Here is an 18,650-nt window from a genome sequence, read left to right on the forward strand (position 1 = left end):
CAATCCCGCTCCCACAAGGTTATCGACGATCCTGTGGGAGCGGGCTTGTCCCGCGATTTGGCCGGCACTGGCATACCCGCGAACGGCGCCGCAAGGCGGAAAAATTTCAAACTGTCATCCAGACTCCTGTATCCTGCCCGAGCTTTTCGAAGCCTCACACGCGCCTGGCGCAGTCTTTTCACTCACACTTGCGAGGAACGACGAGATGCATGAAATCCCGAATCTTCCCTTCCCAAGCCTGAACCCCGAAGAGCAAACCGTTGCCGCCCACGCCGAACCGGCGCCTGCCGTCGAGCAGGACAGCGACGATCAATCCAGCGCCGACCAGGAATAACCGCGCACCCCTCCGACAGTGTGAAAACGGCTGACTCGCGGGACTTTGCCCGTCATCGCGTTTTCACACCGTCCAGATGCCCGCCAGTCTATTCTCGCGCTTCAATCCTTCCGTCTTCCTACTTCGCATGAGCTGAGCACCCGCTTCGATTCGTGTCACCTTCACGACCCTGGGGGCGCTGTGCACCCTATCGCGGGACAAGCCCGCTCCCACAAAGGGCGCAAAATCAAATGGTTATGCGTTGCCCTGTGGGAGCCAACTGTCTTGAGTTGCTTGCCCCGGTCCTATCGCTGGCAAGCCAGCTCCCACAGGTACGGCGGTGTCTCTGAAAACAGCGCAGGCCTGGTGGGAGCGGGCTTGTCCCGCGATGAAGGCTGCACACATCAGCGCCGGGCGTACTGCAACACCACTTCCAGCGGATGGCGCATCTGCCGCTCGGTCATACGCTTGACCTGGCTGCGGCAAGAATAGCCAGTCGCCAACGCCTCCCCTTCCTTGTCCAGCTTGGTCGCCCAGGACTGCTCGAAGATAGTCCGCGAGGTCTGCTGGTTGCGCGCCTCATGGCCATAGGTGCCCGACATGCCGCAGCAGCCGGTGGCCTCGGTGACCAGCTTCAGGCCCAGGCGGGCGAACACCTGCTCCCATTGGCGGGTGCTGGCCGGCACATTGGTCTTCTCGGTGCAATGGGCCATGAGGCGGAAGTGGCCGGCATCGGCCGCAGGCTGCTCGGGCAACACGTCCATCAACCACTCCTGGGGCAACAGCACCTTGGGGCAGCCCTCCAGGCCATCGACCTTCTGGTACTCCTGGCGATACACCAGGGTCATCGCCGGGTCCAGGCCCACCAGCGGCACGCCGCATTCGGCAAGGGCCTTGAGCTGCGTGGCATTGCGGATCGCGGCCTTGGCGAAGGCACCGAGGAAGCCCTGCACGTGCAGCGGCTTGCCGTTGGCGCTGTAGGGGGCCAGGAACACGCGGTGGCCCAGGCGGTGGGCCAGCTCGATGAACGAGGCCAGCAACGGCGTCTCGAAGTAGCGGGTAAAGGCATCCTGCACCAGCACGATGCTGCGCTCGCGCTGGGCCGGGGTCAGCTCGCGCAGGGCCGGGACACTGGCCATGCCGACGCGGCAGCGGCTCAGGGTCGATTGGAAGTTGAAGCGGCTGATCAACGGGCTGTCGACCATGCCGACCTTGTCGGCCAGCAGCTTGCTTACCCACTTCGAGCCCATCACTGCGTTGTACAGGCCCGGCGCATGGGCCAGATAGGGAATGGTGAACTCCAGCGAACCGATCAGGTAGTCGCGCAGCGGGCGCTGGTAACGGCCATGGTACAGCTCGAGGAAGCGCGAGCGGAAGTCAGGCACATTGACCTTGATCGGGCACTGCCCCGCGCACGACTTGCATGCCAGGCAGCCGGCCATGGCGTCGTATACCTCGTGGGAGAAATCCTCCTGGCCCTGTTTGCGTGCCCGGGCGTTGCGCAGCCGTGCCGGCAGGCCCTTGAGCCAGCCTCCCTTGTTGCGCGCTGCAGCCAGCACGTCGATGTCCGACTCGCCCTGCAGGCGCAGCCACTCGCGGATCAGCGAGGCTCGGCCCTTGGGCGAATGCTGGCGCTCGCGGGTGGCCTTCCAGGATGGGCACATGGCGTCGTTGGGGTCGTAGTTGTAGCAGGCGCCATTGCCGTTGCAGTGCACGGCGCTGCCGAAACTCTGCCAGACACGCTCGTCAATGCTGCGGTCGAGGTCACCGCGCAGGTTCACGCCATCGACCGGCGTCAGCCCCTCGGCGCTGTCCGGCGGGGTGCAGATCTTGCCCGGGTTGAGCTGGTTGTGCGGGTCGAACGCACCTTTGAGGCGCTGCAATGCCGGGTACAGCTCGCCGAAGTACTCCGGCACGTATTCCGAGCGCAAGCCCTTGCCATGCTCGCCCCAGAGCAGGCCACCGTAACGTTGGGTAAGCGCCGCCACGGCATCGGAAATCGGCTTGACCAGTGCCGCCTGCGCCGGGTCTTTCATGTCCAGCGCCGGACGCACATGCAACACGCCAGCATCGACATGGCCGAACATGCCATAGGCCAGGCCATAGCCATCGAGCAAGGCGCGGAAATCGGCGATGTAGTCGGCCAGTTGTTCCGGCGGCACCGCGGTATCCTCGACGAACGGCTGCGGACGCACCTCCCCTTCGACGTTGCCCAGCAGGCCCACCGAACGCTTGCGCATGGCGTAGACCTTGGTCACCGCCTCGGCGCCCTCGGCCAGGGTATGGCCCAGGCGCTCGACGCTGGTATCGGCCTGCAGATGGTCGATAAAGGCTTGCACCCGGGCGTTGACCTCGGCCGGCTCGTCACCGCAGAACTCGACGAGGTTGATGCCCAGGGTCGGGCGCTCGGCATCGGCCGGGAAATACTCGGCCACGCTGTGCCAGACGATATCCTGCATCGCCAGCATCAGTACCTTGGAGTCCACGGTCTCGATCGACAGCGGCTTGTGCGCCATCAGCGCATTGGCATCGCGCAGGGCATCCATGAAGCTGGAGTAGCGCACATTGACCAGCACCGCATATTTGGGGATCGGCAGCACATTGAGCTTGGCCTCGACGACATAACCCAGCGACCCTTCCGCCCCGCACAGCACGCTGTTGAGGTTGAAGCGGCCCTGCTCGTCGCGCAGGTGCGCCAGGTCGTAGCCGGTCAGGCAACGGTTGAGCTTGGGGAAGGTGCTTTCGATCAGCTCGGCCTGGGTCTGCTGGATTTCCCGGGCCGTGCGGTACACCTCGCCCACCCGGCCAGGCGCGGCACAGGCCTGCGCCAGCGCCGCCTCGTCGATCGGCAGGCTGTGCAGGCGCTCGCCGCCGAGCAACACGCTATGCAGCTCCAGCACGTGGTCGCGGGTCTTGCCGTAGGTGCAGCTGCCCTGGCCACTGGCATCGGTATTGATCATGCCGCCGACGGTGGCGCGGTTGGAGGTGGACAGCTCAGGGGCGAAGAACAGCCCGTGGGGCTTGAGGGCCGCGTTGAGCTGATCCTTGACCACGCCGGCCTGGACCCGCACCCAGCGCTGCTCGACGTTGATCTCGAGAATCGTGTTCATGTGCCGCGACAGGTCGACGACAATGCCGTCGGTCAGCGACTGGCCATTGGTGCCGGTGCCACCGCCACGCGGGGTCAGCTTGATGTCGCGAAAACGCGGCTCGGCCATCAACGCGGCCACCCGCGCTACATCGTCGGCGTCCATCGGGAACACCGCCGCCTGGGGCAGGCGCTGGTAGATGGAGTTGTCGGTGGCCAGCACGGTGCGGGTGCCGTAGTCGGCACTGATCTGGCCACGGAAGCCACTGGCGCGCAGGGCTTCGAGGAATTCAGGGTAGTGAGCGGCAGGCGCACGGGTCGACAGCTGGGCGATCATCGAAGGATGGCCTCTTGATAGGGCTAATTCACGGAAATCCTGTCGTCCCGGCATGAGTTGCTCAGGCGAGGATGACGAATGTGCCAATGTTCCTGTAGTTTCCAGCTGGGGGCAAACGGATATTCCTGCCGCTATCAATGAGCTTTATGAATGAATTACCGCCACCTGACGCCATCGATGTCGTTGCTGCTGGCCTTCGAGGCTGCCGCCCGGCATGAAAGCTACACCCGCGCCGCCGCCGAACTGTCGCTGACCCAGAGCGCGGTCAGCCGCCAGGTCCAGGCATTGGAGCACCAGCTTGGCCTGACGCTGTTCCGGCGCGAAGGGCGCCAGGTGCAACTGACCGATGTCGGGCGCCTGTACCAGCGTGAGCTCAGCGAGGCGCTGGGGCGCATCCGCAGCGCGACCCTGCAGGCGCTGGCGTATCAGTCCGGTGTCGGCACCTTGCGCCTGGCCACCTTGCCCACGTTCGGCTCCAAATGGCTGCTACCGCGACTGCATGCGTTCTATACGGCGCACCCGGGGATGCTGGTGCACATTCATTCACGAATCGAAGCGATCAATTTCGAGACCAGCGAGATCGACGCGGCCATTGGCGTGGCGACCCATGACCTGCCCGGGTTGATCTGCCATCGGCTACATGCCGAGGAGCTGGTGGTCATCCTACCGCCGCAGGCCGCGGCCGATGCACAAGGGTGGGGGCCAGGGCGTATCAGCGAGCAGGTGCTGCTCAATGTGGCCAACAACCCCCATGCGTGGGGCGAGTGGTTTTCGCACCATGGCCTGCCGCATCGGGGGATGCGGCTGGGGCCCAGCTTCGAACTGACGTCGCACCTGATCCAGGCGGTACGGGCAGGCATCGGGATCGGGCTGGTGCCGCGGATCCTGGTGGAAGAAGAGTTGGCCAGCGGGGAGCTGTTCAGTGCCGGAGAGGCCTTTGCCAGCCAGCGCAGCTATTACCTGATCTACCCGCCACGCAACGAGGCGCTGCCTTCGCTGCGAGCGTTCCGGGGATGGCTGCTGGGGCAGATTTGAGGCGCCTGGGCCCTCAGGCCGCTTGAGCGTTCAGGTGCAGTGGTGGTGCTACAGGCCCTATCGCCGGCAAGCCGGCCCCACAGGGCTTTCCGGGCACCCTCGGTTGCGTTGTAAGCCGGTTTGCCGGCGATGGGCCGATGGCAATAAAAAACCCGATACCAGTCACCTGGCACCGGGTTGGGATGCAACCGACAGAAGCTTACTTGGCCACGGACCCGGCAGCCGAGGCTACCGGCCCACTGCGCTTGCTCTTGATCGCATAGAACAGGTACATCACCACCAGCCAGACCGGAATCGCGTACACCGACACCTGGATGCCAGGGATCATCAGCATGATTCCCAGAATCAGCACCACGAATGCCAGGCAGATGTAGTTGCCGTACGGATACCACAGCGCCTTGAACAGCGGCTTCTGGCCAGTGCGGTCCAGGTGCTGGCGGAACTTCAGGTGCGAGTAGCTGATCATTGCCCAGTTGATTACCAGGGCCGCCACCACCAGCGACATGAGCAGCTCCAGGGCGTGCTGCGGCATGAAGTAGTTGAGCAGCACGGCGACCAGGGTCACGGCAGCCGAGGCCAGGATCGAACGCACCGGCACCCCACGCTTGTCGATCTTCGCCAGGCCCGCCGGGGCATCGCCCTGTTCGGCCATGCCATAGAGCATACGGGCGTTGCAGTAGGTGCCGCTGTTGTACACCGACAGCGCTGCGGTCAGGACTACGAAGTTCAGCAGGTGGGCGGCCACATCGCTACCGAGCAGCGAGAAGACCTGCACGAACGGGCTGCTGCCGTAGCTGCCGCCAGAGGCGTCGATGCTGGCGACCAGGCTGTTCCACGGGGTCAGCGACAGCAGGATGACCAGAGCGCCGATGTAGAAGATCAGGATACGGTAGATGACCTGGTTGATCGCCTTCGGGATCACGGTCTTCGGCTTGTCGGCCTCGGCGGCGGTGAAGCCCAGCATTTCCAAGCCGCCGAAGGAGAACATGATGATCGCCAGGGCCATCACCAGGCCGCTCACGCCATTGGGGAAGAAGCCGCCGTGGGCCCACAGGTTGGTCACCGAGGCTTCAGGGCCGCCGCTGCCGCTGGTCAGCAGGTAGGCACCCAGGCCAATCATGCCGACGATGGCCATCACCTTGATGATCGCGAACCAGAATTCGGCCTCGCCGAACACCTTGACGTTCATCAGGTTGATCGCATTGATCAGGATGAAGAAGCCTGCCGCCGTGACCCAGGTCGGGATCTCCGGCCACCAGTAGTGGATGTACTTGCCGACAGCGGACAGCTCGGACATGCCAACCAGGATGTACAGCACCCAGCAGTTCCAACCCGACAGGAAGCCGGCGAAACCGCCCCAGTATTTATGTGCGAAGTGGCTGAAGGAGCCGGCGACAGGCTCTTCGACGATCATCTCGCCCAGTTGGCGCATGATCATGAAGGCGATGAAGCCGCAGATGGCGTAGCCGAGGATCATCGACGGGCCGGCGGACTTCATCACGCCGGCCGAGCCCAGGAACAATCCGGTACCGATGGCCCCACCCAGGGCGATCAGTTGGATATGGCGGTTTTTCAGGCCACGCTTGAGCTCGCCTGAAGGCATGTTTTGTCCACTCATGAACGAAGTCACCTGCTTGTTTTTATCTGTGACGAAATCGGACCCACCGCGCTCGTGGCGCAGCGGAATGGGCAAGGTGGTTACCTTGGGTTTCTTGGACGAGGTGATGACACCGAGGGCCCAGGCCCTGGGCGACTCAACCAGGCGTCAGCAAGAGTGCGCGGTACGCATTGGGGTCACAGGTAAAACGCGGCGCATTGTATACCCCTGCGAGCGCGCAGGCGTCAACGCGTTGCGTCATTTCCTGATGAAAAAACGCACCGGTCCTGAGGGGAAGGCCTGGAAAGGCGGAAAGATCGGCGTACATGGCGCCTCCATTTGTTGTTCTCGATGCCCGGCTCTTCGGCCCGGCTTCTGCACACGGCATGGGCGCTATATCACCGTGGGGCGAGGGCTTGGGCAAGGGGGCGAGCGACGGCGGAGCGGCTCTGCGATGCAGTTCTTGGCAAAATCTGTTTACACGATGGGGCGTAGCTGGGAAAAGCAGGGGGATTCGTAAAATAATCGTTACAAGATGGTTCGAAAACTTGCCACGCATTCAAAAAAGTTTCGGTAGATCAGTGGTTTGGAAAATAGATGGCACAAAAAAGGGCCGCACAGCGGCCCTTTTCAACGCCAGGAGGTCAGCCGCGCGGTTTGCCGCGACCACGACCCGCCGGCTTGTCACCCTCGGGCTTGCCCGGACGCTTGCGCATCTCGCTCGGACGCTCGGCCACCGTGCTGCCGCGCCCAGCCTTGCGTGGCGCAGCCTCTTCGCGCACTGGGCGTTCAGCCTGGCCATCCTGGGCCGGGCGCAGGCTGCGCACGCGTTCACCACGGCCCAGCGGGCGGGTGGACTTACGCTGCATGCGCTCGAGCTTGTCCTTGGCCTTGAGGTTCAGCGCCGGCAGCGCCACAGGCTGCAGCCCGACCTCGGCGGCGAGGATGTCGATCTCGCCTTGGGTCATTTCGCGCCAACGGCCCATCGGCAGGTCGGAGTTGAGGAACACCGGGCCGAAGCGCACGCGCTTGAGGCGGCTGACCACCACGCCCTGGGACTCCCACAGGCGACGCACCTCACGGTTGCGGCCTTCCATCACCACACAGTGGTACCAGTGGTTGAAGCCTTCACCGCCCGGTGCCTTCTGGATGTCGGTGAACTTGGCCGGGCCATCCTCGAGCATCACGCCCGCCTTGAGCCGGTCGACCATGTCGTCGTCGACCTCACCGCGCACGCGTACGGCGTACTCACGGTCCATCTCGTAGGACGGGTGCATCAGCCGGTTGGCCAGTTCACCGTCGGTGGTGAACAGCAACAGGCCGGTGGTGTTGATGTCCAGGCGGCCGATGTTGATCCAGCGACCCTCTTTCGGACGCGGCAGGCGGTCAAACACGGTCGGGCGACCTTCAGGGTCGTCACGGGTGCAGATCTCGCCATCGGGCTTGTTGTACATGATCACCCGGCGGGTGGCCTCGGCGGCCTCCACGCGCTTGATCAGCTTGCCGTCGACGGCGATGGCGTCATGCAGGTCGACGCGCTGGCCGAGGGTGGCCTCGACGCCATTGACCTTGATACGGCCCTGGCTGATCCAGGCCTCGACGTCACGACGCGAACCGACGCCGATACGTGCCAGCACCTTCTGCAGCTTTTCGCCAGACGGTGGGGTGGGTTGGGTTTCTTGCAGGTCTTGGTCACTCATCTGGGCACCTCCCGGTGTATGTAGTGAAAGCGATTTCTGGCGACGGATGCGCCAAAGGGGCGCGCATCATACGCGGTTCGGTGGGCGAACGCACTGCAGCGTAGAAGGTTTTCATGAGCAAGCCACGGTTTTCTGCCCGGTGGTGCTGCCCGGTCAACAACACCCTCCCCCTGCAGGAGCGGGCTCGCCCGCCTCCTGCAGGGGGAGGACAGCCTTCAAGGCTTGGGCTCACCTTCGACTTCAGGCTCCGAGGCCTCGCCGCGCAAATCATCGAAATCGGTCTTAAGCCCCTCCTCCATGGCATCCAGCTCCACCAGCAAGCTCCGGAAACTGGTCTCCTCCCGCGGCGGCGCCTCGCCTTGCTCAGCCTCATCCAGGCTGGCATCGGCCAGCGCCTGCAGGTGTGCCGGCACCGGCGCATCATCCGGGTCCAGCAGCGGCTCGGGTTCCAGTTCGCGCAACTCGGCCAGGGCCGGCAGCTCGTCCAGGCTCTTGAGGTTGAAGTGGTCGAGGAAGGCCTTGGTGGTGGCGAACATCGCCGGCCTGCCGGGTACCTCGCGGTAGCCAACGATACGGATCCACTCGCGCTCCATCAGGGTCTTGATGATATTGCTGTTCACCGCCACGCCGCGTACATCCTCGATCTCGCCGCGGGTGATCGGTTGACGGTAGGCGATCAGCGCCATGGTCTCGAGCAGGGCACGCGAGTATCGCTGCGGCCGCTCTTCCCACAGGCGCCCGACCCAGGGTGCATAGTCTTCGCGGATTTGCAGGCGATAACCGCTGGCCACCTCCTTGAGCTCGAAGGCGCGACCGTTGCAGGACTTGCCCAGCAGCTCCAGGGCTTTCTTGAAGACAGCCGGCGCCGGGCGCTCGGCCTCCTCGAACAGTTCGTACAGGCGCTCCAGGGACTGCGCCTTGCCAGACGCCAGCAGGAAAGCCTCGATCAGCGACGCCAGGTCGCGCGGTTCATTCAGGTTCATCGTCAGGAAAGGCTAGCTCGTTGTCACTCGGCCCGGGCACGGACATGGATAGGGGCGAAAGGCTCATTCTGCACCAGTTCGATGAGCGACTCCTTCACCAGCTCGAGAATCGCCATGAACGTGACCACTACGCCAAGCTTGCCCTCCTCCAGCGTGAACAGTTCGACGAAGGGTACGAAACCACCGCTCTTGAGCCGCTCGAGCACCTCGCTCATGCGCTCGCGGGTCGACAGCGTCTCGCGGGTGATCTGGTGGCTCTCGAACAGGTCGTTGCGGCGCATCACCTCGGCCATGGAAAGCAGGATCTCTTCCAGCGCCACCTCCGGCAGCAGCTTGCGCACCTTGGCTTGGGGCGCCTCAAGGCGCGGTACGACCACCTCCCGACCCACCCGCGGCAGCTCGTCGATGCCCTCGGCGGCGGCCTTGAAGCGTTCGTACTCCTGCAGCCGGCGAATCAGTTCGGCACGCGGGTCGCCTTCTTCCTCCTCGACCTCGCTTGAGCGCGGCAGCAACATACGCGACTTGATCTCGGCGAGCATGGCGGCCATCACCAGGTACTCGGCGGCCAGTTCCAGGCGCACGCTCTTCATCAACTCGACATAGGCCATGTACTGGCGGGTGATTTCCGCCACCGGAATGTCGAGGATGTCGATGTTTTGCTTGCGGATCAGGTACAGCAGCAGGTCCAGCGGCCCTTCGAAGGCCTCCAGGAATACTTCCAGGGCATCCGGCGGGATGTACAGGTCCACCGGCAGCTCGGTCACGGCCTCGCCATAGACCAGCGCCAGTTGCAGCTGTTGCGGCGCTTCGCTGTCGTTGACCGGTGCGGCGGCCTCTTGAAGCTGGCTCACGCCGGGGCCAGGAACGGCGCGGGGTCGCCACAGCCGACACGGATCACTTCCGGGTCGTCGCCGGACAAATCGATGACTGTGGAAGCCTTCAAGTCGCCGAAGCCCCCGTCGATGATCAGGTCGACATGGTGTTCCAGGCGCTGGCGGATTTCGTACGGGTCGGTCATCGGGTCTTCATCGTCCGGCAGGATGAGACTCACGCTCATCAGGGGCTCGCCCAGTTCTTCGAGCAACGCCAGGACGATCGGGTTGGAGGGCACGCGCAGGCCGATGGTGCGGCGCTTCTCGTGCATCAGCAGGCGCGGCACTTCGCGCGTGGCATTGAGAATGAAGGTGTACGGGCCGGGTACATGCGCCTTGAGCAGACGGAAGGTCGCCGTGTCGATCTTGGCGAACGTGCCCATCTGCGACAGGTCGCAGCACAGCAGCGTGAAATTGTGGTTCTTATCCAGCTGGCGCAAACGTCGAACCCGCTCCACGGCGGTCTTGTCGCCGATCTGGCAGCCCATTGCGTAGGCCGAGTCGGTGGGGTACACCACCACCCCACCCTTACGGATGATCTCGACGGCTTGCTTGATCAGGCGCGCCTGCGGGTTTTCCGCATGGATCTGGAAAAATTGGCTCACGTAGTCATCCTGTTCATACCGCCATAGGCTGTTCATGGCTGAATCGGCGCCACAGAGGTGGCAGGTCCTCGGGCAATGGCCGGTAGGCACCGATCTCGCCCCAGGTGCCGGGGCCGTGGAAGTCACTGCCAGCGCTTGCCAGCAGGCCGAACTCACGGGTAAGGATGGACATCGTGCCCACCTGCTCGGCCGGCATCATCCCGTTGACCACTTCCAACGCCTGCCCGCCTGCCTGAATATAGTCGGCAATCAGCCTTCTGCGCTTGCTGCGAGTCAGTTCGTAGTGCATGGGATGGGCCAGGCTCACCCATGCGTTGGACTGACGCAGCGTCGCGACAGTTTCCTCGAGAGTCGGCCAGTGCAGCTTGACGTCCCCTAGCTTGCCGGCCCCCAGCCACTTGCGAAAGGCCTCGCCGCGGTCCTTGACGTGGCCTGCGCGCACCAGGAACTCGGCGAAATGCGGCCGCGCCGGTGCGTTGCCACTGTCGCCCAGCGCCTGTTGAACGGCCCGGGCGCCCTCGAGGGCGCCGGGCATGCCCTTGGCTGCCAACCGTCGGTCGATTTCCTCTGCACGCAACCAGCGCCCACGGTGCAGGGCCTCGATGGCCGCCAGCAGCGCAGGGGCATCGAGCGGGAAGTCGTAGCCCAGCACGTGGATGGTCGCGCCACCCCAGGTGCATGACAGTTCCACGCCGCTGACCCAGTGCATGCCGTTGTCAAGGCAAGCCTGGCGGGCTTCTGGCAGGCCCTCGATGGTGTCGTGGTCGGTCAGGGCCAACGTCCGCACCCCGTGCTCGTGGGCCCGGGCGACCAGGGCCGAAGGCGACAGGGCGCCATCGGAGGCCGTGCTGTGACAGTGCAGATCAACATTCATGGAGGAGCGCTTTCGCTGGAATCGATGTTTGATATTATGCCGTCACATCCCGCTTCTGGCTGCCACTGTGAAACAATTCATCGATTTCATCCCGCTTCTGCTGTTCTTCATCGTCTACAAGCTCGACCCGCGCCCCGTCGAAATGGCCGGCCACAGCTTCGAGTTCGGCGGTATCTACAGCGCCACCGCCATGCTGATCATCAGCTCCCTGGTGGTGTATGGCGCGCTGTTCCTGCGCCACGGCAAGCTGGAAAAAGGCCAGTTGCTGACCCTGGTCGCCTGCCTGGTATTCGGCGGCCTGACCCTCGCCTTCCACAGCGAGACCTTCCTCAAATGGAAGGCGCCGGTGGTCAACTGGCTGTTCGCCCTGGGCTTCGCCGCCAGCCATTTCGTCGGCGACCGGGTGCTGATCAAGCGCATCATGGGCCACGCCCTGACCCTGCCGGACGCCATCTGGACCCGCCTGAACCTGGCGTGGATCGGTTTCTTCCTGGTCTGCGGCGCGGCCAATCTGTTCGTCGCTTTCACCTTCCAGGACTTCTGGGTCGACTTCAAGGTGTTCGGCAGCCTGGGCATGACCGTGATCTTCCTGGTGGCCCAGGGCGTATACCTGTCGCGCCACCTGCATGACAACGACCCCTCCACCTCCAAACCCAAGGATTGACATGCTCTACGCCATCATCGCAAGCGACGTCGAAGGTTCCCTGGAAAAACGCCTGGCCGCCCGCCCCGCCCACATCGAGCGCCTGCAGCAGCTCAAGGCCGAAGGCCGCGTGGTACTGGCCGGCCCGCACCCGGCCATCGACAGCAACGACCCAGGTGCCGCCGGCTTCACCGGCAGCCTGATCGTCGCCGAGTTCGACTCCCTGGCCGCCGCCCAGGCCTGGGCCGATGCCGACCCGTACATCGCCGCCGGGGTCTACGATAAAGTCGTCGTCAAGCCGTTCAAGCAAGTCCTGCCCTGACCCTTCCCGCCGCTCCCTTGGCGAACACTGCCAGCGCCCCGCCGTCGCAGGGCCTGGCTGACCCGGCCAGTACACCCCTTGCCGCAGCATGCGGTATCTTGGCCGGTGGCGGGCATCGAGAACGCCGTCAATGGTTGAATTGAGTGAGTCATGAGCGAGCTGTTACTGATTGATGATGACCAGGAGCTCTGCGAGCTGCTTGCCAGCTGGCTGAGCCAGGAAGGATTTACCGTGCGCGCCTGCCATGATGGCCAGAGCGCACGCCAGGCCCTGGCCGCCCAGGCGCCCTCGGCCGTGGTACTGGATGTGATGTTGCCCGACGGCAGTGGCCTTGAGCTGCTCAAGCAACTGCGCACCGAACATGCCGAGCTGCCGGTGCTGATGCTCTCGGCCCGGGGCGAACCCCTGGACCGTATCCTGGGCTTGGAACTGGGCGCCGACGACTACCTGGCCAAGCCCTGCGACCCACGAGAACTCACCGCCCGCCTGCGCGCCGTGCTGCGACGCAGCCACCCGGCCGCCACCAGCAGCCAGCTGGAGATCGGCGACCTGACCTTCAGCCCCGCACGCGGTGTGGCCAGCATCGACGAGCGGGAAATGAGCTTGACCCTCTCCGAGAGCCGTATCCTCGAGGCGTTGCTGCGCCAGCCCGGCGAGCCCTTGGACAAGCAGGAGCTCGCGCAGCTCGCCCTGGGTCGCAAGCTGACCCTGTACGACCGCAGCCTGGACATGCACGTCAGCAACCTGCGCAAGAAGATCGGCCCCCATCCCGACGGCCGACCGCGCATCGTTGCCCTGCGCAGCCGTGGCTACTACTACTGCCTGTAAGCATGCCGGGGCCGCTGCGCGCCCCATCGCCGGCAAGCCAAGCTCCCACAGATACGGCACAGCACTCGAGGGCAGCGCGGTCGAGGTGGGAGCCGGCTTGCACATAACGGCCCTGCTTCGTCTTTACCAAGCCTTTACCTTCCGCTGACCGCACTTGACGGTGATCTCCCTAGACTGAGCTCATCCGGTAACCACCGGCCCATGAAAGGAGAAACACCATGCGCAAGACCCTTATCGCCCTGATGTTCGCCGCCGCCCTGCCGACCGTGGCCATGGCCATGCCCGACGGCGGTCACCAGCATGGCGGCCCGCATCATCGCGGTGACGCGCCTTTCGCCCAGTTGGACCTGAGCCGCGACCAGCGCCAGCAGATCGGCAAATTGATGGGCGAGCAGATGAAACAGCGCCGCGACATCACCGAACGCTACATCGCCAAGCTGCCGGCCGCCGACCAGAAGGCCATGAAGGATGAGATCAAGGCCAGCCACGACAAGACCCAGGCCAGCATCCGTGGCCTGCTCAAGCCCGAGCAGCAGAAGAAGTTCGATGAGCTGCAGAAGGAACGCGCCACACGCAAGGCCGAATGGGAGGAGTTCCAGGCCTGGAAGGCTGAAAAAGCCGGCAAGGCCCAGTAAGCTGTCTGCTCAACGCCCGGCCCGCCTCATCGCGGGCCGGGCTTTTCACGCTTTCAGGAGGTTGCTCTTGCGTTCACTGTTCTGGCGCATCCTGGCCAGCTTCTGGCTGGCCATCGCCCTGGTCGCCGGTTTGTCGATCCTGCTTGGCCACATGCTCAACCAGGACGCCTGGATCCTCAGCCGCCACCCCGGCCTCAACACCCTGGCCAGCCATTGGGCCCAGCACTACGAGCAGGAGGGCCTCGAATCCGCCCAACGCTTCCTGGAACGACGCAAGCACCGCTACAAGATCGATGTGCAGGTTCTGGACGACAATGGCCAGGCTGTGGTGCCCGGCACCTTTCCCCGTCGCGCCGCCGCCTTCGAAGCACGCCAGCACAATGACCAGCGCCACCTGCCCTGGCGCCGCCTGACCGAGGAGTACACCAGCCCCCAGAGCGGCGAGACCTACCTGCTGATCTATCGCATCCCCCACCCGGAGCTCAACGCCTGGCACCGCGAAAGCCTGCTATGGCCACTCAGTGCTCTGGGCATCGCCCTGGTGGTGCTGACCCTGTTCAGCCTGCTGGTGACGCTCTCCATCACCCGCCCCTTGAGCCGCTTGCGCGGCGCCGTGCATGACCTGGGGCAAACCAGCTACCAGCAGAACAGCCTGGCGCGCCTGGCCGCCCGGCGCGACGAGTTCGGCGTGCTGGCCAACGACTTCAACAAGATGGGGGCGCGCTTGCAGAGCCTGATCGGCAGCCAGCGCCAGCTGCTGCGCGATGTCTCGCATGAACTGCGCTCGCCGCTGGCGCGCCTGCGTATCGCCCTGGCCCTGGCCGAGCGGGCCGAGCCGGAGCAGCGCCAGGCGTTATGGCCACGCCTGACCCGCGAATGCGACCGGCTGGAAGACCTGATCAGCGAAATCCTCGCCCTGGCCCGGGTCGACGCCGAACAGTCCCATGCTGAGCCCGTGGACCTCAACGCCCTGCTGGGCAGCGTGCGCAAGGATGCCCAGCTCAGCGCCCCGGAACAGGAGGTGCGCCTGGAGGCCACGCCTGGCTTGACCTTGCTGGGCTGGCCGACATTGATCGAGCGTGCCGTGGACAACCTGGTGCGTAATGCGTTGCGCTTCAACCCCGCGGGGCAACCGATCGAGCTGCGCGCCGAAACCGAGCAGGGCCGTATCGTGCTGAGCGTCCGCGACCACGGGCCAGGCGTGGCCGAGGAACACCTGGCCCAGCTGGGCGAGCCGTTCTTCCGTGCACCGGGGCAGGAGGCGCCAGGGCATGGGCTGGGGCTTGCGATTGCCCGGCGCGCGGCGGAGCGTCACGGGGGCAGCTTGAAGCTTGGGAACCATCCGCAGGGTGGGTTCGTCGCGACCCTAGCGCTGCCCTGCGAGATCGTTGCGGGATGACGGGGCTGCTACGCAGCCCTTTCGCGGTACAAGGCCGCTCCTACCATAGGCCTTGCGCGGTGAAAGGGCCGCAAAGCGGCCCTGCTCCTCACTCGCCCCAGGCGCTGACGAAATCGGCAGTTTCCAGCACCGGCGCCGTGCGCGGCTCGGTGGCAGGGGTGCCGACATACAGGTAGCCGATCAGCTCTTCGTTCTCGGCAAGCCCCAACCCCCGGTGCACATGGGCATCGAACGCCATGTCGCCGGTGCGCCACACTGCGCCGATACCTTGGGCATGGGCCGCGATCAGGATGCCATGGGCCGCGCAGCCTGCCGCCAGGCGCTGCTCGGACTTGGGAATCTTGAAGTGATCCTGCAGCCGGGCCACCACCACGATCAGCAACGGTGCCCGCATCGGCATGGCCCGGGCCTTGTCCAGGGCCGCCTGGCTGGCATCGCCCTTCTGGCGCAGCGCTTCGGCGAACAGCTCACCGAGTTTGTCGCGGCCCTGGCCTTCGATGGTCAGGAAGCGCCATGGGCGCAGTTGGCCGTGGTCGGGGGCGCGCAGTGCGGCCTGGAACAGCGCTTCGCGCTGGGCGGCATTGGGCGCCGGGTCGGTCAGGCGTGGCACGGAAACACGGTTGAGCAATGCGTCGAGAGCCTCCATGGGCTACCCTCCTGGCAGAGAAATGTGCGGGCATTCTCAAGCGCCAGGCTATAAGCTGCAAGCCACACAAAAAGCAGCCTATGCATCACCCCGTCCATGTTTGGCACTTGCAGCTTGCCGCCTGCCGCTTAAAATGGCGCCCTTCCGTTTCGAGTCAGAGCAGATCACATGGCGTTGCCGACCTTAAGGATCATTGGTTTCATCATCGGCATCTTCCTGATCACCCTGGCCGTTAGCATGGTCGTGCCCATGACGACGCTGGTGGTCTTCGAACGTACCGGCGACATGCCGTCGTTCCTCTGGTCAAGCCTGATCACCTTCGTCGCAGGGCTTGCCTTGGTCGTCCAGGGGCGGCCAGAGCATGTGCACCTGCGCCCCCGTGACATGTACCTGCTGACGGTCAGCAGCTGGCTGGTGGTGTGCGTGTTCGCCGCACTGCCATTCCTGCTGACCCAGCACATCAGCTACACCGACGCGTTCTTCGAAAGCATGTCCGGCATCACCGCCACCGGTGCCACGGTGCTCAGCGGGCTGGACAACATGTCACCGGGCATTCTCATGTGGCGTTCGATGCTGCACTGGCTCGGCGGCATCGGCTTCATCGGCATGGCGGTGGCGATCCTGCCGCTGCTGCGCATCGGCGGCATGCGCCTGTTCCAGACCGAATCCTCGGACCGTTCGGAAAAGGTCATGCCGCGTTCGCACATGGTCGCCAAGTCGATCGTGCTGGTGTACATCGGCATCACCCTGGTCGGCAGCCTGGCCTTCTGGTGGGCCGGCATGCGGCCGTTCGACGCCATCAACCATGCCATGTCGGCGATTTCCACCGGCGGGTTCTCCACCTCCGACCAGTCCCTGGCCAAGTGGGACATTCCGGCGGTGCACTGGGTCGCGGTGGTGGTGATGATCCTCGGCAGCGTGCCCTTCACCCTGTACGTGGCCACCCTGCGCGGCAACCGCAAGGCGCTGATCCGCGACCAACAGGTGCAGGGCCTGCTCGGTCTGCTGGTGACCACCTGGCTGGTGCTGGGTACCTGGTACTGGGCCACCACCGACCTGCACTGGCTCGACGCCTTGCGTCACGTGGCGCTGAACGTCACCTCGGTGGTCACCACCACCGGCTTCGCCCTGGGCGACTACAGCCTGTGGGGCAATTTCTCGTTGATGCTGTTCTTCTACCTGGGCTTCATTGGCGGCTGTTCCGGCTCGACTGCCGGCGGCATCAAGATCTTCCGTTTCCAGGTGGCCTACATCCTGCTCAAGGCCAGCCTCAACCAGCTGATCCACCCCCGGGCGGTGATCAAGCAGAAATACAATGGCCACCGCCTCGATGAAGAGATCGTGCGCTCAATCCTGACGTTCTCGTTCTTCTTCGCCATCACCATCTGCGTCATCGCCCTGCTGCTGTCGTTGCTGGGCGTGGACTGGATGACCGCCCTCACCGGCGCGGCCGGTACCGTGTCGGGCGTGGGCCCAGGCCTGGGCGAGGTGATCGGCCCGGCGGGCAACTATGCGACCCTGCCGGACGCGGCCAAGTGGATCCTGGCCGGCGGCATGCTGCTGGGCCGACTGGAGATCATCACGGTGCTGGTGTTGTGCATGCCGGCGTTCTGGCGTCACTGACCGGCGCGGCCTCCAGGCGCGCCCGGTATTCGCTCGGCGTCACGTCGAACCAGCGGCGAAATGCCCGATAGAAATTGCTCGGGTCGGCGAACCCCAGCAGGTAAGCGGTCTCCAGCAAGGTCATGCCGGGCTGGGCCAGGTACTGCTCGGCCAGTTCCCGGCGAGTGTCGTCCAGCAACGTCTGGAAACTGGTGCCCTCCTCCTGCAACCGGCGCTGCAACGTGCGCTGGGAAAGGTGCAGGGCCTGGGCGAGGGTTTCGCGCTTGGGCTCGCCCTGGGGCAGGATGCGACACAGTACCTGGCGGACCCGATGGGTCACCCGGCTCTCCGAGAAGCGCGCCAGGTATTCTCCGGCGAAACGGTCGTGGAGCACGGCCATGGCCTCGTTGGCGGTAGGCAGCGGCGCTTCCATGTCGGCACGCTCGAACACCAGCGCATCATGAGGCGAGCCGAATACCAACGGAGCATGGAAGGCGACCTTGTAGGGTTCCACGTTCTTCGGCTGCGGCCCTTGGATCAACACGCGCCGCGGCTGGATCGGCCGACCGCTGAGCCAGGTGCACAGCGACAGCGCACAGGCCAGCGAGGCCTCGCCGCTGTGCCGCGTCGGCGGCAGGTGGTCGCCGTGCACGGTCAGGCCCAGCGCATAGCCTTCCGGGCCCAGGCGAAAACTCAGGTCGGCGCTCTCGGCGATGATCCGCTGGTACCGCACCAGGCGCTCGAACCCTTCGGCCAGGGTACGGCTGGACATCAGCGCATAGCCCACCACATGGAAGGAGGCCGGGCGCACCACCCGCGCCATGTTCAGGCCGATGGCCTCGTTGCCGGAAAGGTCTACCGCCAACTGCCAGAGCCGGGTCATGGAGTCCTGGGTGAAGCGCGCATCCGGATCGTCCAGGGCCGCGAAGTCCAACCCGAGCTGCCGGAACATGGCCTGGCAATCGAGGCCCTCCAGCTCCAGCGCCTTGACGATCCCTGATGCCCAGCTGGCCGACGTGGTTCTTTCGCTCATGGCAGGCTTCTTGTGCTGACCGCAGCAGGCGGCGAATCGAAAAGATATTCATTTGGCGCCAATTGTCACTGGCCGCCCCCGACAATGACTCTAGACTCAATTCAGGCTCCACGCCGTGTAACCTGCCCACCTCGCGCA

General features: G+C 64.7%; 17 protein-coding genes. 8 read left to right on the top strand and 9 right to left on the bottom strand.

What is annotated here, in order from left to right:
- Positions 1-205: 205 nt before the first annotated feature.
- On the top strand, positions 206-334 hold the full coding sequence (locus IRZ56_RS23240; protein WP_268868146.1) for a hypothetical protein: 129 nt from the start codon (positions 206-208) through the stop codon (positions 332-334).
- 383 nt (positions 335-717) lie between these two features.
- Here the strand turns inward: IRZ56_RS23240 and IRZ56_RS14490 are convergent, their stop codons facing one another.
- The gene (locus tag IRZ56_RS14490; RefSeq protein WP_196145550.1) at positions 718-3,738 is read right to left on the bottom strand and encodes an FAD-binding and (Fe-S)-binding domain-containing protein; all 3,021 of its coding nucleotides are present in this window, start codon (positions 3,736-3,738) and stop codon (positions 718-720) included.
- Between the two features lie 150 nt (positions 3,739-3,888).
- Between IRZ56_RS14490 and IRZ56_RS14495 the strand changes: the two genes are divergently transcribed.
- Positions 3,889-4,773, top strand: a complete 885-nt coding sequence (locus tag IRZ56_RS14495; protein ID WP_196145551.1) for a LysR substrate-binding domain-containing protein — start codon at positions 3,889-3,891, stop codon at positions 4,771-4,773.
- A gap of 199 nt (positions 4,774-4,972) precedes the next feature.
- Here the strand turns inward: IRZ56_RS14495 and IRZ56_RS14500 are convergent, their stop codons facing one another.
- The 6 genes from IRZ56_RS14500 to IRZ56_RS14525 all read right to left on the bottom strand — a co-directional run bounded on the left by IRZ56_RS14500 (position 4,973) and on the right by IRZ56_RS14525 (position 11,404).
- On the bottom strand, positions 4,973-6,391 hold the full coding sequence (locus tag IRZ56_RS14500) for an amino acid permease (protein WP_196145552.1): 1,419 nt from the start codon (positions 6,389-6,391) through the stop codon (positions 4,973-4,975).
- 623 nt (positions 6,392-7,014) lie between these two features.
- Positions 7,015-8,070: a 23S rRNA pseudouridine(2605) synthase RluB gene (rluB, locus tag IRZ56_RS14505; protein ID WP_196145553.1), complete on the bottom strand. Its 1,056-nt coding sequence runs from the start codon at positions 8,068-8,070 to the stop codon at positions 7,015-7,017.
- 215 nt (positions 8,071-8,285) lie between these two features.
- Positions 8,286-9,053: an SMC-Scp complex subunit ScpB gene (scpB, locus tag IRZ56_RS14510; protein ID WP_196145554.1), complete on the bottom strand. Its 768-nt coding sequence runs from the start codon at positions 9,051-9,053 to the stop codon at positions 8,286-8,288.
- A gap of 23 nt (positions 9,054-9,076) precedes the next feature.
- Positions 9,077-9,775 (bottom strand): segregation and condensation protein A, encoded by a 699-nt coding sequence (locus IRZ56_RS14515; RefSeq protein ID WP_196145602.1) that lies wholly within the window; start codon positions 9,773-9,775, stop codon positions 9,077-9,079.
- A 125-nt stretch (positions 9,776-9,900) separates the two neighbouring features.
- Positions 9,901-10,530 (bottom strand): L-threonylcarbamoyladenylate synthase, encoded by a 630-nt coding sequence (locus tag IRZ56_RS14520; RefSeq protein ID WP_196145555.1) that lies wholly within the window; start codon positions 10,528-10,530, stop codon positions 9,901-9,903.
- A gap of 13 nt (positions 10,531-10,543) precedes the next feature.
- Entirely contained in the window at positions 10,544-11,404 is an 861-nt protein-coding gene (locus IRZ56_RS14525) for a PHP domain-containing protein (RefSeq protein WP_196145556.1), read from the bottom strand.
- A gap of 67 nt (positions 11,405-11,471) precedes the next feature.
- Here IRZ56_RS14525 and IRZ56_RS14530 point away from each other — a divergent pair, with 67 nt between their 5' ends.
- The 5 genes from IRZ56_RS14530 to IRZ56_RS14550 all read left to right on the top strand — a co-directional run bounded on the left by IRZ56_RS14530 (position 11,472) and on the right by IRZ56_RS14550 (position 15,231).
- Complete coding sequence (locus IRZ56_RS14530) at positions 11,472-12,068, top strand: septation protein A (RefSeq protein WP_196145557.1); 597 nt, start codon at positions 11,472-11,474, stop codon at positions 12,066-12,068.
- Position 12,069: 1 nt separating this feature from the next.
- Complete coding sequence (locus IRZ56_RS14535) at positions 12,070-12,369, top strand: YciI family protein (protein WP_070092114.1); 300 nt, start codon at positions 12,070-12,072, stop codon at positions 12,367-12,369.
- A gap of 150 nt (positions 12,370-12,519) precedes the next feature.
- The gene (locus IRZ56_RS14540; protein ID WP_196145558.1) at positions 12,520-13,197 is read left to right on the top strand and encodes a response regulator transcription factor; all 678 of its coding nucleotides are present in this window, start codon (positions 12,520-12,522) and stop codon (positions 13,195-13,197) included.
- Positions 13,198-13,415: 218 nt separating this feature from the next.
- Complete coding sequence (locus IRZ56_RS14545; protein WP_196145559.1) at positions 13,416-13,832, top strand: Spy/CpxP family protein refolding chaperone; 417 nt, start codon at positions 13,416-13,418, stop codon at positions 13,830-13,832.
- Positions 13,833-13,893: 61 nt separating this feature from the next.
- Entirely contained in the window at positions 13,894-15,231 is a 1,338-nt protein-coding gene (locus IRZ56_RS14550) for a sensor histidine kinase (RefSeq protein ID WP_196145560.1), read from the top strand.
- 88 nt (positions 15,232-15,319) lie between these two features.
- On the opposite strand, the gene IRZ56_RS14555 is transcribed toward IRZ56_RS14550, so the two are convergent.
- A complete protein-coding gene (locus tag IRZ56_RS14555; RefSeq protein WP_196145561.1) occupies positions 15,320-15,877 on the bottom strand; it encodes a nitroreductase family protein in 558 nt (185 codons plus the stop codon).
- Positions 15,878-16,045: 168 nt separating this feature from the next.
- Between IRZ56_RS14555 and IRZ56_RS14560 the strand changes: the two genes are divergently transcribed.
- Positions 16,046-17,500, top strand: a complete 1,455-nt coding sequence (locus IRZ56_RS14560) for a TrkH family potassium uptake protein (RefSeq protein WP_196145562.1) — start codon at positions 16,046-16,048, stop codon at positions 17,498-17,500.
- On the opposite strand, the gene IRZ56_RS14565 is transcribed toward IRZ56_RS14560, so the two are convergent.
- Positions 17,457-18,512: an AraC family transcriptional regulator gene (locus IRZ56_RS14565; RefSeq protein WP_196145563.1), complete on the bottom strand. Its 1,056-nt coding sequence runs from the start codon at positions 18,510-18,512 to the stop codon at positions 17,457-17,459. The two genes, IRZ56_RS14560 and IRZ56_RS14565, sit on opposite strands and share 44 nt — an antisense overlap.
- Between the last annotated feature and the right edge of the window lie 138 nt (positions 18,513-18,650).

It is taken from the genome of Pseudomonas guariconensis (genome assembly GCF_015680235.1).
Taxonomy (GTDB): domain Bacteria; phylum Pseudomonadota; class Gammaproteobacteria; order Pseudomonadales; family Pseudomonadaceae; genus Aquipseudomonas; species Aquipseudomonas guariconensis_A.